13 protein-coding genes are annotated in these 13,894 nt (G+C 58.9%); 6 read left to right on the top strand and 7 right to left on the bottom strand.

Going from position 1 to position 13,894, the window contains the following annotated elements; genetic code table 11:
* Positions 1 to 34: 34 nt before the first annotated feature.
* The 6 genes from aroK to ABLV76_RS04165 all read right to left on the bottom strand — a co-directional run bounded on the left by aroK (position 35) and on the right by ABLV76_RS04165 (position 4,106).
* A complete protein-coding gene (aroK, locus tag ABLV76_RS04190; protein ID WP_002920267.1) occupies positions 35 to 556 on the bottom strand; it encodes a shikimate kinase AroK in 522 nt (173 codons plus the stop codon).
* A 270-nt stretch (positions 557 to 826) separates the two neighbouring features.
* Positions 827 to 2,065, bottom strand: a complete 1,239-nt coding sequence (gene hofQ / locus ABLV76_RS04185; RefSeq protein WP_348878194.1) for a DNA uptake porin HofQ — start codon at positions 2,063 to 2,065, stop codon at positions 827 to 829.
* Positions 2,004 to 2,381, bottom strand: coding sequence for a HofP DNA utilization family protein (locus ABLV76_RS04180; RefSeq protein ID WP_049093776.1), 378 nt, complete (start codon positions 2,379 to 2,381; stop codon positions 2,004 to 2,006). Before ABLV76_RS04180 ends, hofQ begins: the two co-directional genes overlap by 62 nt.
* Entirely contained in the window at positions 2,371 to 2,799 is a 429-nt protein-coding gene (locus tag ABLV76_RS04175; RefSeq protein WP_043522605.1) for a hypothetical protein, read from the bottom strand. Before ABLV76_RS04175 ends, ABLV76_RS04180 begins: the two co-directional genes overlap by 11 nt.
* The gene (locus ABLV76_RS04170; RefSeq protein ID WP_048295662.1) at positions 2,789 to 3,322 is read right to left on the bottom strand and encodes a PilN domain-containing protein; all 534 of its coding nucleotides are present in this window, start codon (positions 3,320 to 3,322) and stop codon (positions 2,789 to 2,791) included. Before ABLV76_RS04170 ends, ABLV76_RS04175 begins: the two co-directional genes overlap by 11 nt.
* Positions 3,306 to 4,106 carry a hypothetical protein gene (locus ABLV76_RS04165; RefSeq protein ID WP_004202166.1) on the bottom strand — a complete coding sequence of 267 codons (801 nt, stop codon included), beginning with the start codon at positions 4,104 to 4,106 and terminating at the stop codon, positions 3,306 to 3,308. Before ABLV76_RS04165 ends, ABLV76_RS04170 begins: the two co-directional genes overlap by 17 nt.
* A 118-nt stretch (positions 4,107 to 4,224) precedes the next feature.
* Between ABLV76_RS04165 and mrcA the strand changes: the two genes are divergently transcribed.
* Positions 4,225 to 6,783, top strand: a complete 2,559-nt coding sequence (gene mrcA / locus ABLV76_RS04160) for a peptidoglycan glycosyltransferase/peptidoglycan DD-transpeptidase MrcA (protein ID WP_023319249.1) — start codon at positions 4,225 to 4,227, stop codon at positions 6,781 to 6,783.
* A 53-nt stretch (positions 6,784 to 6,836) separates the two neighbouring features.
* On the opposite strand, the gene nudE is transcribed toward mrcA, so the two are convergent.
* Positions 6,837 to 7,397 carry an ADP compounds hydrolase NudE gene (gene nudE / locus ABLV76_RS04155; protein WP_004202164.1) on the bottom strand — a complete coding sequence of 187 codons (561 nt, stop codon included), beginning with the start codon at positions 7,395 to 7,397 and terminating at the stop codon, positions 6,837 to 6,839.
* Between the two features lie 320 nt (positions 7,398 to 7,717).
* Here nudE and ABLV76_RS04150 point away from each other — a divergent pair, with 320 nt between their 5' ends.
* The 5 genes from ABLV76_RS04150 (at position 7,718) to pckA (ending at position 13,874) form a co-directional block, all read left to right on the top strand.
* Entirely contained in the window at positions 7,718 to 9,847 is a 2,130-nt protein-coding gene (locus ABLV76_RS04150) for an intracellular growth attenuator family protein (RefSeq protein ID WP_348878193.1), read from the top strand.
* A 60-nt stretch (positions 9,848 to 9,907) separates the two neighbouring features.
* Complete coding sequence (yrfG, locus tag ABLV76_RS04145) at positions 9,908 to 10,591, top strand: GMP/IMP nucleotidase (RefSeq protein ID WP_004202162.1); 684 nt, start codon at positions 9,908 to 9,910, stop codon at positions 10,589 to 10,591.
* A complete protein-coding gene (gene hslR, locus ABLV76_RS04140) occupies positions 10,588 to 10,989 on the top strand; it encodes a ribosome-associated heat shock protein Hsp15 (RefSeq protein ID WP_017899959.1) in 402 nt (133 codons plus the stop codon). Before yrfG ends, hslR begins: the two co-directional genes overlap by 4 nt.
* An 18-nt stretch (positions 10,990 to 11,007) precedes the next feature.
* Positions 11,008 to 11,892, top strand: a complete 885-nt coding sequence (hslO, locus tag ABLV76_RS04135) for an Hsp33 family molecular chaperone HslO (RefSeq protein WP_017899960.1) — start codon at positions 11,008 to 11,010, stop codon at positions 11,890 to 11,892.
* A gap of 359 nt (positions 11,893 to 12,251) precedes the next feature.
* Positions 12,252 to 13,874: a phosphoenolpyruvate carboxykinase (ATP) gene (gene pckA, locus ABLV76_RS04130; protein ID WP_004202159.1), complete on the top strand. Its 1,623-nt coding sequence runs from the start codon at positions 12,252 to 12,254 to the stop codon at positions 13,872 to 13,874.
* Positions 13,875 to 13,894 lie beyond the last annotated feature (20 nt).

The following is a 13,894-nucleotide window of genomic DNA, read 5'->3' as shown; positions in this document are numbered from 1 at the left end:
ACTTTTACTCTGACGCACTTTTATTAAGCCAGAATCAGTTGCTTTCCAGCATATGAATAATCTGGTTCGCGACGACTTTCGCACTCTGATCGTCTGTGCGGATAGTCACATCGGCGATCTCTTCATACAGCGGGTTACGCTCGTCAGCCAGCGCTTCCAGTACTTCACGAGGCGGCGCATCGACTTGTAGCAAAGGACGCTTTTTATCGCGCTGCGTACGGGCCAACTGCTTCTCGATCGTTGTTTCCAGGTAGACCACCACGCCGCGGGCGGAGAGACGGTTACGCGTTTCACGGGATTTTACAGAGCCGCCGCCAGTCGCCAGCACAATTCCCTGTTTTTCCGTCAACTCATTGATAATTTTTTCTTCACGGTCGCGGAAGCCTTCTTCGCCTTCAACATCGAAGACCCAGCCCACATCAGCGCCAGTGCGTTTCTCAATCTCTTGATCGGAATCGTAAAATTCCATGTTGAGCTGTTGGGCTAACTGGCGCCCAATAGTGCTTTTGCCGGCACCCATGGGCCCAACCAGAAAGATATTGCGTTTCTCTGCCATTTTTTCGGTACTACTAAGACTATTCGTTAATGATAAACCCGCTTCGCAGACACCCAGCGCCGCAGGGCATGAACTGAAACCTCATATGCAATAGAGCGAGAGTCAGACTAAAAATTATCTCAATACTCCGGCTGGTTTGGCAACTGAATAAAATCGCCGGACAATAAAGGGAGGATTGATGTCGTACCCGACTCTCAAATCGGTACCCCTTGTATGCTAAATCCGTCCTCACGTCAAACACCTGAAACGTGTTTAGCATGAAAAACCTGCTTAACGTACTGCCAGAATCCGTGGCGTAATAAAGACAACCAGTTCACGGCGTTCATTATCTTTCCCGTCGCGGCGAAACAGACGCCCCAGCACCGGGATATCGCCAAGCAGCGGGACGCTGTCGCGGGCGGTTTTGTTTTTCTGCGAAAAGATGCCGCCCAACGCCAGGGTCTCGCCGCTGCGGACTTCCACCAGGGTCTCGATCTCCTGTTTATCAATGGCCAGCGCCTCGCCGTTATCCTGCTTCAGCACCTGGCCTGGCGTGTTCTCGCTTATTCGCAGCTTCAACCGCACTCTCCCCTGCTGCAGCACCGTCGGCGTCACCTCCATGCCCAGCACCGCCTCTTTAAACTCCACCGACGTGGCGCCGCTTTCACCGCTGGCGACCTGATAGGGGATCTCGCTCCCCTGCTTGATGCTGGCGGGCTGCATATGAGAGGCGAGCAAACGAGGACTGGCGATAATCTCGACCTGCTGCTTGCGCTCCAGCGCGGAAAGCTCCAGCTCAAGCAAGCGCCCGTTAATTTTGCCGATGTTAAAGCCTGCGCGGGTGCTGGCGTCGTTAACTGACAGATCGCTGCTTAGGGTGGTAATGCGCCCGGATCCTGGCGTGCTTTCAGCCTCCGCCAGCCGCCATTTCACCCCCAGTTCACGCAGGCTGGTTTCGCTCATTGACACGATATGGGCGGCCAGCTCCACCTGTCCGACCGGCAGATCCATCTCCTGCGCCCAGGCCTTCAGCGCCGGCAGATGGCGGGCATCATCGCGGATCAGCAGCCGATTGGTCCGCTTGTCCGCCATCAGGTTTCCCCGGGCGCTAAGCAACTTACCGCCGCTTTTAGCCAGCTCCTCGGCATCGGCATAGTGCAGGGTCACGCTCTCCGCCCGCAGCGGCAGGTTCTGCAGACGTTTCGCCTGTTCCGCTTCGCGCTGCGCCAGGTTGGCCTTTTGCCAGGCCTGCGTATGTGCGTAGATGACCGTTCCCTGCTGTTGCAAAGAGAGGCCTGCGCTATCCGCCACTGCCCGCAGCGCCTGGGTCCAGGGAACCTTCTGCAGGCGCAGGGAGAGCGTGCCGCTGACGTCCGGTGCGACAACGAGATTCTTCTGGTTCATTTCGGCCAGGGCTTGCAGCACCTGGGCCACTGGCGCGTCGTCAACGACCAGCGAAACCGGCTTATCATTTCGCGCGGCGACCACCGCCAGCGGTAGCAGCAAAAGCAGGCTTATCCATCGCATCATCTTGTTTTCCTTTACGTTGCCAGCGCCACGCTGGCGGTTCACATCCCGGAGGCGTGACGATGTCCAGTTCACTGTCCGTCAGCCGGTTCACCCGCCAGCCCGTGGGCAATTGGTCATCCAGGCGCACCCGTCGCCACGTGCCGCTTCCGTCCTGCAAAAAACCCATCCAGCCTGCACCATCGCCGGCCGCGCCGCCATAACGCCATTGCGACAGCTGCGCCGCGCGGCAGGGATCCTCAACCGGCTGAAAAGGATCGCGCTCGACCGCCAGCAGCGACAGCGGCAACCACAGCAAAACCCAGCATTTACCGACCATCTTCCGCCTCCAGCTGCAGCCGCATGCGCAGCGCCTGCCCCTCGCGCTCCAGAGAGAACGAACGCGGGTTCATCCCGCTGCGCGCCAGCCATGAAAACAGAGCGGGTACCGTCGGCCAGGAGAGAGCCAGCTCCATCTCGCCGCCGCTCCCCTGCGGATGCCAGGCGATTAGCTTCGCCCCGGCGAGCGGAATGGCTATGGGCGAGAACGGCTGCTTGTCGATGCGCTCCCCGGCTCTTTCACCGTCAGGGATGCGCAGCGCCATGATCCGCCGCCACTGCGTTTGCAGAGCGCCATCGCGGGACAGCGCCGCCAGCGGCGGCTGGGCATCGCGCCAGAGCGCCACGCCGCCCCCCGTCAGCCCCATCGCGAGCAGGATCAGCAGCCCCGCCCGGGTGCGCAGGGTATTAATCCTCATCGGCGCGCGCTCCCGACAGGGTGAAACTGAACCGCCAGCGCCCCTCGGCGTCGCGCTGCGTTCCGCCGGCTTTAGCCGGCGCGAATCCCGTGACGCTGGCCAGAGAAGCCTCCACTCCAGCCAGCGCCTGCAGGTTGAGGGCCAGGCCATCCAGCGTCAGGCGCGCCCCCTGGTACTCCAGCCGCGTCAGCCATGCCTGAGCAGGCAGGTCCGCCGCGAGCGCCATTAGTCGGGGTTGCCAGGCGGCGATCGTCGATCTGCGCTGGTGCTGCTCGCGCTGGCGTTGATGCTGCTGCCACGCTTCGCGCATCGCCTGTTCACGTTGTTTGAGCGAGGCGAGCAGCGCTGCGTCGGCCGTCGCGTGGAGCCTCGCCAGGGCGTCGCGCTGTAGACCAGCCGTTCGCCCCACCAGCAGGGTCATCCCCGCCAGCAGCACGATACCGATGGCTAACAACAGGGTGTAGCGCAGGCGCTGGCGGCGACGCAGGTCACGCCAGGGGAGAAGATTAACGACATGCGTCATGGCGCCCGCCCCCCAGCGCCAGCCCAAGGGCAATGGCGTAGCGATCGCCGTCGGCTGGCAGCGGAGGCTGCCGGCGGTGAACCACCTGCCAGACATCAAAACGACTGGCCTCGTCGCCCGCGTCAGCGCACAAGCGCAGAGGAACCTGAAGCTGCCCCGCCAGCTGGCTCAAGGACCCTATCGCATCGCAGGCGTCACAGCCCCAGGCCTCATGGGTCGCCCATAGCCAGTGCTTTTCATCCCGCCACGCCAGGCCTTGCTCTGCTGCCGTCACCCAGGGGAAAAAAGCGCCGAGCGCACTGGCATCCGGTACGATGGCAGCTACCCGCAGGCGCAGCCGCCCTGCCAGCTCCCGCAGAACATTGATATCCAGCCGCTGCGCCGCCGTAACCTGCCAGCCGTCATTTCGCGAGGTGGGCGCATAATCAATACAGAGAGAGGAGGCGGGCATCGCCAGCTGCTGGGTCATGGCGCTGGCTATCCACGTCGCCTGTTCCCGCTCTCGCAGGGCGAACTGGGGATAAGGCACGCGTTTTTGCAGCGTGCGAGCTGCGGGGAAGGCGATATTGATCTGATGCTGTACCGGTAGCTCCCGCCGCCAGGCGGCCAGCCGTGAGCCGAGGGCGCTGACGTCCGCCACCATCCCCTGCCGCACCAGGCCTGGCGGCAACGGAATGCGCCACCAGCGGCGCAGCGCCCAGTGTGAGCGCTCAAACAGTAGCGCGACAATGGCAATGCTATCTTGTTGGATATGCATTCCGATCCGCCAGTTTCTGAAAGCCATGCTTACGATCTCCTTATCCGGCAAAACTGTCCGGCTATATCAATGCACCTGGCTTGCCTTTATACTACCGCGCGTTTGTTTATAAACTGCCCAAATAAAACTAAATGGGAAAACACCGGTGAAGTTCGTAAAGTATCTATTGATCCTTGCAGTCTGTTGCGTACTGCTGGGAGCAGGCTCGATTTTTGGCCTCTACAAATACATAGAGCCGCAACTCCCCGACGTCGCAACCCTGAAGGATGTGCGTTTGCAGATCCCGATGCAGGTCTATAGCGCCGACGGTGAGCTTATTGCGCAGTACGGCGAAAAGCGCCGTATCCCTGTCACGTTGCAGCAAATTCCCCCCGAGCTGGTGAAAGCGTTTATCGCTACCGAAGACAGTCGTTTCTATGAGCATCACGGCGTCGATCCGGTGGGTATTTTCCGCGCAGCCAGCGTGGCGATGTTTTCAGGCCACGCCTCGCAGGGCGCCAGCACCATCACCCAGCAGTTAGCGCGTAACTTCTTCCTCAGCCCCGAGAAGACGTTGATGCGTAAGATTAAAGAGGCCTTTCTGGCTATCCGCATCGAGCAGCTGCTGAACAAAGATGAAATCCTTGAGCTGTACCTGAACAAGATTTACCTCGGCTACCGCGCCTATGGCGTCGGCGCCGCGGCGCAGGTCTATTTTGGCAAACCTATCGACCAGCTGACCCTCAGCGAAATGGCGGTGATTGCCGGTCTGCCGAAAGCCCCGTCCACTTTTAACCCGCTCTATTCGATGGATCGCGCCACAGCCCGGCGCAACGTGGTGCTGTCGCGTATGCTGAGCGAGGGGTACATCACCCAGGCGCAATACGATGAGGCGCGCAGCGAACCCATCGACGCCAGCTACCACGCGCCGAAAATCGCCTTCTCCGCGCCCTATCTGAGCGAAATGGTGCGCCAGGAGATGGTGAATCGCTACGGCGAGCAGGCCTACGAAGATGGCTACCGGGTGTACACCACGATTACCCGCAAAAACCAGCAGGCGGCCCAGCAGGCGGTCCGCAATAACGTGCTGGATTACGATATGCGTCACGGCTACCGCGGCCCGGCCAGCGTGCTGTGGAAGGTCGGCGAAACGCCGTGGGAGGCGAAAAAGATCGTTGACGCCCTGAAGCGCCAGCCTGGCTTTGGCCCGCTTTCTCCTGCGGTGGTCACCTCCGCGAATGCCCAGGAGGCTGTCGCGCTGTTGGCTAACGGCGACTCCGTTTCGCTGACGATGGACGGCGTGCGCTGGGCTCGCCGCTTTATCTCCGATACGCAGCAGGGGGCAACCCCGCGTAAAGTCAACGACGTCGTGCAGGCCGGGCAGCAGATCTGGGTTCGCAAAGTGGGAGACAGCTGGTGGCTGTCGCAGGTCCCGGACGTCAACTCGGCATTGGTCTCCATTAACCCGCAAAACGGCGCGATTATCGCCCTTGTCGGTGGGTTTGACTTTAACCAGAGCAAGTTCAACCGCGCCACTCAGGCGCTGCGCCAGGTCGGCTCCAACATCAAGCCATTCCTCTACACGGCTGCGATGGATAAAGGCTTAACTCTGGCAAGCATGCTCAACGATGTGCCAATCTCGCGCTGGGACGCCGGAGCCGGTTCCGACTGGCGGCCGAAAAACTCGCCGCCGCAGTATGCCGGTCCGATTCGTTTACGCCAGGGCCTGGGGCAGTCGAAAAACGTGGTCATGGTGCGCGCCATGCGCGCCATGGGCGTTGACTATGCCGCCGAGTATTTGCAGCGCTTTGGCTTCCCGGCGCAAAACATTGTCCACACCGAATCACTGGCGCTGGGCTCCGCCTCCTTTACGCCTCTGCAGGTCGCCCGCGGTTATTCGGTGATGGCCAACGGCGGCTTCCTGGTGAACCCGTTCTTTATCAGTAAGATTGAGAACGATCAGGGCGGGGTCCTCTTCGAAGAGCGTCCGAAAATCGCCTGCCCGCAGTGTGATTTACCGGTGATTTACGGCGATACGCCAAAATCCAACGTGCTGGAAAACAAAGATGTGGAAGATGTCGCCACCTCGACGGAACCGCAGAATGGCACCGTGCCGCCGCAGCCGCAGCTGGAGCAGGCCAATCAGTCACTGGTGGCGCAGAGCGGCGCCCAGGAATACGCGCCGCATGTGATCAACACCCCGCTGGCCTTCCTGATCAAGAGCGCGCTGAACAGCAACATCTTTGGCGAACCGGGCTGGATGGGAACCGGCTGGCGCGCCGGACGTGACCTGCAGCGGCATGACATCGGCGGCAAAACCGGGACCACCAACAGCTCGAAGGACGCCTGGTTCTCAGGCTACGGACCGGGCGTGGTGACCTCGGTTTGGATCGGCTTTGACGATCATCGTCGCGATCTTGGCCGGACCACCGCATCGGGGGCGATTAAAGATCAGATCTCCGGCTACGAAGGCGGCGCCAAAAGCGCCCAGCCGGCCTGGGACAGCTTTATGAAGAGCGTGCTGGAAGGCGTTCCGGAAGAGCCATTAACGCCGCCGCCGGGAATCGTCACGGTGAATATCGATCGCAGCACCGGTCAGCTGGCGAACGGTGGCAACAGCCGGGCGGAATACTTTATTGAGGGTACCCAGCCCACGCAGCAGGCGGTCCATGAGGTGGGCACCACCCTGACTGACGGCGGCGGTGAAACCCACGAGCTGTTCTGACAAAAAAAGCGCCTGCGGGCGCTTTTTTATTGCTGCTTAGCGTAAACGCTCGTTCAGAGTCGGCCCTGGGCCTGCAACCATTCCCGCACTAAAAACAGCGCACTAACGTTGCGGGCCTCGTTAAAATCTTCTTCATCCAGCAGCGACATCAACTGCGCCAGCGGCCAGCGCACCTGCGGCAGCGGCTCGGGCTCATCGCCCGGCAGCGACTCCGGATAGAGATCTTCCGCCACCAGGATGTTCATTTTGCTGGAGAAGTAAGAGGGAGCCATACTGAGCTTCTTCAGAAACGTCAGCTTATTGGCGCCGAAGCCAACCTCTTCTTTCAGCTCGCGATTGGCCGCTTCATCCACGGTTTCACCCGGATCAATCAGCCCTTTGGAGAAGCCCAGTTCGTAGGATTCCGTCCCGACGGCATACTCGCGAATCAAAATAATATGATCATCAACAATCGGCACAATCATCACCGCTTCGCGGGTGGAAGGCCGCATACGTTCATAAACGCGACGCACACCGTTGCTGAATTCCAGATCGACGCTTTCGACATTAAAGAGGCGCGAACGGGCGACAGTTTCAACATTGAGAATGGTGGGTTTTTGTAATGATTTGCTCATTGTCATCGGTCTATGCTGTGATTAAGCAGTCATTGTGCGATACGCAACACGCTTTCGGCAATCCAAATCGCTACTTATTTACAGAGTTGTAACCTTTTCCCTGCAAAGGGAAAAGTAATAAAGATAAAAAAGTCAATAGCTTGAATTCTCTTTGAGAATTTACCGATTTCTGGCCTTTAACGTTTTTGGTAAGCTAATACGCTGCTGCATGACATATTTACTACCCTGCAAGCAGGTGCGCCGCTAACACTGCAGCTTGACGTTAGTCTTCACGTTCACCGACGATTTCGTAAGAAAAATATAACTATGATGGGATGGGCATGGGCACCTTTCTGATATTCCTTACAGCTCTGCTAATCTGCGTATTGCTCATTGGATGGTGGTATCGCACGCACGCCAGACGCCGCCGGCTCCCTCTACTGCACGCCTTTAGCGATGCCACCACGCGGCCGATCGCGGCCGATGAGCGCCAGGCCATCGAAAAGTATCTTGCCGAACTGAGCCGCGCCCAGCAGGTTCCCGCGTCCGGCGCCACCAGCGCGCCCGTCGCTCTGGCGCTAAACGAACAGAGCGATACCGTCTATGGGGTGACGCGAGCCATCACCCGCTACGGGATCACTACCGACGCGCCGAATAAATGGCGCTATTTTCTCGATTCGGTGGAGGTACATCTGCCGCCGTTCTGGGAACAGCATATCAACGATGAAAACAGCGTCGAGCTGATCCCCACCGACAGCCTGCCGCTGGTTATCACCCTTAACGGCCATACCCTGAGCGACTATCGTCAGGAAGCGCAAAGCTACGCGCTGGAACGCGCCTCGGCCACCCAGGCCTCAATTCGCGGCGAAGAGAGCGAACAGGTAGAGTTGCGGCAGATCCGTCGGGAAAGCCCGGAAGAACACGCCCTGAACCGCCCGGATGGTCTGCGCGAAGCGATCCTGATCGTCGCCTCTTTCCTGTTCTTTTATTTCAGTCTGATTGGGCCTGCCGTCTTTACCCCATGGCTGGTGGCCGCCGGTTTGCTGCTGCTCGCCGCCGGCCTATTGGGGATCTATGCCCCGCCGCGCCGCGCCTCGCTGCGCGAAATCCATTGCCTGCGCGGCGTCCCTAAGCGCTGGGGGCTGTTTGGCGAAAACGATCAGGAGCATATCAATAATATCTCGCTGGGCATTATCGATCTCATCTATCCGCGCCACTGGCAGCCCTGGATCGCCCAGGACCTCGGACAGCAGACCGATATTGATATCTATCTCAACCGCCATGTAGCCCGTCAGGGACGCTACTTGTCGCTTCATGATGAAGTGAAAAACTTCCCGCTGCAGTACTGGCTGCGCAGCGCGATTATCGCCGCCGGCGCCCTGGTGGTGGTAATCATGCTATGGGCCAGCGTACCGCTGAATATGCCGTTTAAGTTCACCCTGTCGTGGCTGAAGGGGGCGCAGACCATTGAAGCCACGACCGTCAGCCAGCTGGAAAAGGCCCATGTGCGCATTGGCGATACGCTGCGCCTGACCGGCACCGGGATGTGCAACATCCGCACGCCGGGCAGCTGGACGGCCAAAGAGGATTCGCCGTTCCTGCCTTTCGATTGTTCGCAGATTGTGTGGAACGATGCCCCTCCTCTGCCGCTGCCGGAGTCTGACATTGTCAGCAAAGCGACCGCTCTGATGCAGTCCGTCCAGCGTCAGCTGCACCCGGAAACCGACGACGACTCCCGCGTCAGCCCGGCGCTGCGCTCCGCCATTCAGAAATCTGGCATGGTGCTACTGGATGATTTCGGCGATATCGTTCAGAAAACCAACGATCTCTGTTCCGCTGCCGATGATTGCCTGCGGCTGAAGAATGCGCTGGTTAATCTCGGCAATACCCGTAACTGGGAGACGTTAACTAAGCGTGCGTCCGCCGGGAAACTGGATGGCGTGAACGTGCTGCTGCGGCCAGTCAGCGCCGAGTCGCTGGAGAATCTGGTGACCACCTCAACCGCCCCCTTTGTCATGCGTGAAACCTCGCGGGCGGCGCAGGCGCTCAACAGCCCGGCCCCGGGCGGCTTCGTCATCGCCAGCGACGAAGGTAGCGTGCTGGTCAATCAGCCGTGGCCGGCGGTGAGCCTGTATGATTACCCGGCGCATGAGCAGTGGGGGGAACTGCGGCGGCTGGCCGGTATGCTGATGCATACCCCCTTCCATGCCGAAGGGATAGTCACCAATCTGTTTACTGACGCCAACGGCACTCAGCATATCAACCTGCACCGCATTCCTGACCGCAGCGGCCTGTGGCGCTATCTGGGAATCACCCTGCTGCTGCTGTCGATGGTGGGATGCATGGCTTACCACGGGGTGCAGACGCTGCGTCGTTATCAACGCCATCGCCAGCGTATGGAAGAGATTCAGAAATATTACGAAAGCTGCCTGAACCCGGTGCTGCTCCCCTCGTCTGACCCGCAAGATTAATTTTCCCGGCGACAGGGTGTGATACCCTGTCGCCCATTTCCCGCTCGCTGGAGAGTCATCATGCATTTTGATATCGCCTGGCAGGAGGTCGATACCGTTCTGCTGGATATGGACGGCACGCTCCTGGATCTCGCTTTCGACAACTATTTCTGGCAAACGCTGGTGCCGGAAACCTGGGGGGCCGCCCGCGGCCTCAATCTGCAACAGGCGAAAGAGGCCATGCACCAGGAGTATCACGCCGTGCAGCATACGCTAAACTGGTACTGTCTGGATTACTGGAGCGAGCGCCTGGGTTTGGATATTTGTGCGATGACCAGCGAACAGGGTCCGCGCGCCACGCTGCGTGAGGATACCGTGCCGTTCCTTGATGCGCTCAAGGCCAGCGGTAAGCGACGTATTCTGTTGACCAATGCCCATCCCCACAATCTGGCGGTGAAACTCAAACACACCGGCCTGGATGCGCACCTTGATTTATTACTTTCCACCCACACATTTGGTTATCCGAAAGAGGATCAGCGTCTGTGGCGCGCCGTGGCGGAGGAAACCGGCCTTGAGGCGCATAAAACGCTGTTTGTCGACGACAGCGAGGCAATTCTGGATGCCGCGAGGGAGTTTGGCATTCGTTACTGCCTGGGCATTACCAATCCCGACTCCGGGCTGGCGGAAAAGCAGTATCTGCGCCATCCGGGGCTGAATGATTACCGACGACTGATCCCTTCGCTTACCCCGAAGGAGAGGCGATGAAAGAGAAGCCTACCGAAACCGTCAGACTGGACAAATGGCTTTGGGCCGCCCGCTTTTACAAGACCCGCGCGCTGGCGCGAGAGATGATTGAAGGCGGCAAGGTGCATTACAACGGACAACGCAGCAAGCCCGGGAAAATCGTCGAACTGGACGCCATGCTAACGCTGCGTCAGGGCAACGACGAGCGGACGGTGCGCATCGTCGGTATCACCGAACAGCGCCGCCCGGCAAGCGAAGCCGTCACCCTGTATGAAGAGACGGCTGAGAGTATCGAGAAGCGTGAAAAAATGGCCCTGGCGCGCAAAATGAACGCCCTGACCATGCCGCACCCTGACAGACGTCCGGACAAGAAAGAGCGCCGCGACCTGATGAGATTTAAACACGGCGAGAGTGAGTAACTCGCGCCAGAAAGAGAGATGATTATGACTCAACACGATCAATTACATCGTTATCTGTTTGAAAACTATGCCGTGCGCGGCGAGCTGGTGACGGTGTCGGAAACCCTGGAACAGATTCTGGCGAATCACACTTATCCCCAGCCGGTGAAAACGGTGCTGGCGGAGCTGCTGGTCGCCACCAGTCTGCTGACTGCGACGCTGAAATTTGCCGGCGACATCACCGTGCAGCTGCAGGGCGATGGGCCTTTACAGCTGGCGGTCATCAATGGCAATAACCAGCAGCAGCTGCGCGGCGTCGCGCGCGTGCAGGGCGAGATTGCGGACGATGCGGATCTGAAAGCGATGGTCGGCAACGGCTATCTGGTCATCACCATCTCCCCGGAAGAGGGTGAGCGTTATCAGGGCGTGGTCGGTCTGGAAGGCGATACGCTGGCCGCCTGCCTGGAAGATTACTTCCAGCGTTCAGAGCAGCTGCCGACGCGCCTTATTATCCGCACCGGCGAACATGAAGGTCAGCCGATGGCGGGCGGGATGCTGCTGCAGGTGATGCCGGCGCAGGATGCCCAGACTGCCGACTTTGAGCACCTGGCGACGCTCACCGAGACCATCAAGGCTGAAGAGCTGTTCACCCTGCCGGCGAACGATGTGCTGTGGCGTCTGTACCATGAAGAAGAAGTCACGGTCTACGATCCGCAGAGCGTGGAGTTCAAGTGCACCTGCTCCCGCGAACGCTGCGCCGGCGCGCTGAAAACCCTGCCGGACGAAGAGATAGATAGCATCCTTGCCGACGAAGGCGAGATTGATATGCACTGCGACTACTGCGGTAACCACTATATCTTCAACGCCATGGACATCGCCGAGATCCGTAATAACGCCTCTCCGGCCGATCCGCAGGTCCATTAATCCTCACTTCTTCTTCAGGCACCGGGCGGCGATGTGGTTTGTCGCCCGGTGTCTGACTTTTATTTATTCACGAGTTGAATCGATTTTCGCTGAAAGAGTTACGTAATTTTATTCCAGGAAAGCGATTACATTCACATTTCAGTAGTTTTTTTAATTACTTTTTAACCATTGAGAAACATCTAACCCCACCATCCAGCCATTTCCTGAGATAATCCACTTCACTTCGTGACAGGAGTCACCGTTTTTTTCGTCATTCTGAAGAATGTCGAGATACGTAAATCTATGAGCCTGGTCGCGGTCAATACCCGGTAATAAACCCTACAATTTACAGCAGTACATCTTGGCTAAGGAGCAGTGACATGCGCGTTAATCATGGTTTAACCCCGCAGGATCTCAAGGCTTATGGTATCAATGACGTTCAGGATATCGTCCACAATCCCAGCTACGACATGTTGTTTCAGGAAGAGCTCGACCCCAACCTGGAAGGCTACGAACGTGGCGTATTAACCAGTCTCGGTGCTATCGCCGTCGACACGGGCATTTTTACCGGTCGTTCTCCGAAAGATAAGTACCTCGTGCGCGACGACACCACCCGCGATACCGTCTGGTGGTCCGATAAAGGCAAGGGTAAAAACGACAACAAGCCGCTTTCGCAGGAAACCTGGCAGCATCTGAAAGGGCTGGTAACACAGCAGCTGTCCGGTAAACGCCTGTTTATCGTCGACGCCTTCTGCGGCGCTAACGCCGATACCCGTCTCAGCGTACGTTTCATTACCGAAGTGGCCTGGCAGGCGCACTTCGTTAAAAACATGTTCATCCGCCCGAGCGACGAAGAGCTGGCGGAATTCACGCCCGACTTCATCGTGATGAACGGCGCGAAGTGCACCAACCCGCAGTGGAAAGAGCAGGGCCTGAACTCGGAAAACTTCATCGCTTTCAACCTCACCGAGCGCATTCAGCTGATCGGCGGCACCTGGTACGGCGGCGAGATGAAGAAAGGGATGTTCTCGATCATGAACTACCTGCTGCCGCTGAAGGGCATCGCCTCCATGCACTGTTCTGCCAACGTGGGCGAGAAAGGCGATGTCGCCATTTTCTTCGGCCTCTCAGGCACCGGCAAAACCACCCTCTCCACCGACCCGAAACGCCGCCTGATTGGCGATGACGAACATGGCTGGGATGACGACGGGGTGTTTAACTTCGAAGGGGGCTGCTACGCCAAGACCATCAAGCTCTCTGAAGCGGCCGAGCCGGATATCTATCACGCCATTCGCCGCAACGCCCTGCTGGAAAACGTAGTAGTGCGCGCCGACGGGACAATCGATTTCGATGACGGCTCAAAGACCGAAAACACCCGCGTCTCCTACCCCATCGACCATATCGATAATATCGTCAAACCGGTCTCCAAAGCGGGTCACGCCACCAAAGTGATCTTCCTGACGGCCGATGCGTTCGGCGTACTGCCACCGGTCTCCCGCCTGACCGCCGATCAGACGCAGTACCATTTCCTGTCCGGGTTTACCGCCAAACTGGCCGGCACCGAGCGCGGCGTGACCGAACCCACGCCAACTTTCTCCGCCTGCTTCGGCGCCGCCTTCCTGTCGCTGCACCCGACGCAGTACGCCGAAGTGCTGGTCAAACGCATGCAGGCGGCCGGCGCGCAGGCTTATCTGGTCAATACCGGCTGGAACGGCACCGGCAAGCGCATCTCGATTAAAGATACCCGCGCCATCATCGACGCCATCCTCAATGGCTCGCTGGACAACGCGGAGACCTTTACCCTGCCGATGTTTAACCTGCAGATCCCGACGGCCCTCCCGGGCGTGGATCCCCAGATCCTCGATCCGCGCAGCACCTATGGTTCCCCGGAGCAGTGGCAGGAAAAAGCCGATCAGCTGGCGAAGCTGTTTATTGAGAACTTTGAGAAGTATACCGATACGCCAGCGGGCGCCGCGCTGGTGGCGGCAGGGCCGCAGCGCTAACGGGCACAAAGATGAAAAAG

The organism is Klebsiella sp. GB_Kp047 (genome assembly GCF_040065235.1).
Classification (GTDB): domain Bacteria; phylum Pseudomonadota; class Gammaproteobacteria; order Enterobacterales; family Enterobacteriaceae; genus Klebsiella; species Klebsiella quasipneumoniae.
Note: the sequence above shows the minus strand (reverse complement) of the source record. Positions and strands in the feature narration are given on the sequence as shown.

Coding starts and splice junctions, on each gene's coding strand:
- ABLV76_RS04180 (WP_049093776.1), bottom strand. CDS start 2,381: ATGGTCGGTAAATGCTGGGTTTTGCTGTGGTTGCCGCTGTCGCTGCTG.
- hofQ (WP_348878194.1), bottom strand. CDS start 2,065: ATGATGCGATGGATAAGCCTGCTTTTGCTGCTACCGCTGGCGGTGGTC.
- hslO (WP_017899960.1), top strand. CDS start 11,008: ATGATTATGACTCAACACGATCAATTACATCGTTATCTGTTTGAAAAC.
- nudE (WP_004202164.1), bottom strand. CDS start 7,397: ATGAGCAAATCATTACAAAAACCCACCATTCTCAATGTTGAAACTGTC.
- ABLV76_RS04150 (WP_348878193.1), top strand. CDS start 7,718: ATGGGCACCTTTCTGATATTCCTTACAGCTCTGCTAATCTGCGTATTG.
- ABLV76_RS04175 (WP_043522605.1), bottom strand. CDS start 2,799: ATGAGGATTAATACCCTGCGCACCCGGGCGGGGCTGCTGATCCTGCTC.
- aroK (WP_002920267.1), bottom strand. CDS start 556: ATGGCAGAGAAACGCAATATCTTTCTGGTTGGGCCCATGGGTGCCGGC.
- ABLV76_RS04170 (WP_048295662.1), bottom strand. CDS start 3,322: ATGACGCATGTCGTTAATCTTCTCCCCTGGCGTGACCTGCGTCGCCGC.
- ABLV76_RS04165 (WP_004202166.1), bottom strand. CDS start 4,106: ATGGCTTTCAGAAACTGGCGGATCGGAATGCATATCCAACAAGATAGC.
- yrfG (WP_004202162.1), top strand. CDS start 9,908: ATGCATTTTGATATCGCCTGGCAGGAGGTCGATACCGTTCTGCTGGAT.
- pckA (WP_004202159.1), top strand. CDS start 12,252: ATGCGCGTTAATCATGGTTTAACCCCGCAGGATCTCAAGGCTTATGGT.
- hslR (WP_017899959.1), top strand. CDS start 10,588: ATGAAAGAGAAGCCTACCGAAACCGTCAGACTGGACAAATGGCTTTGG.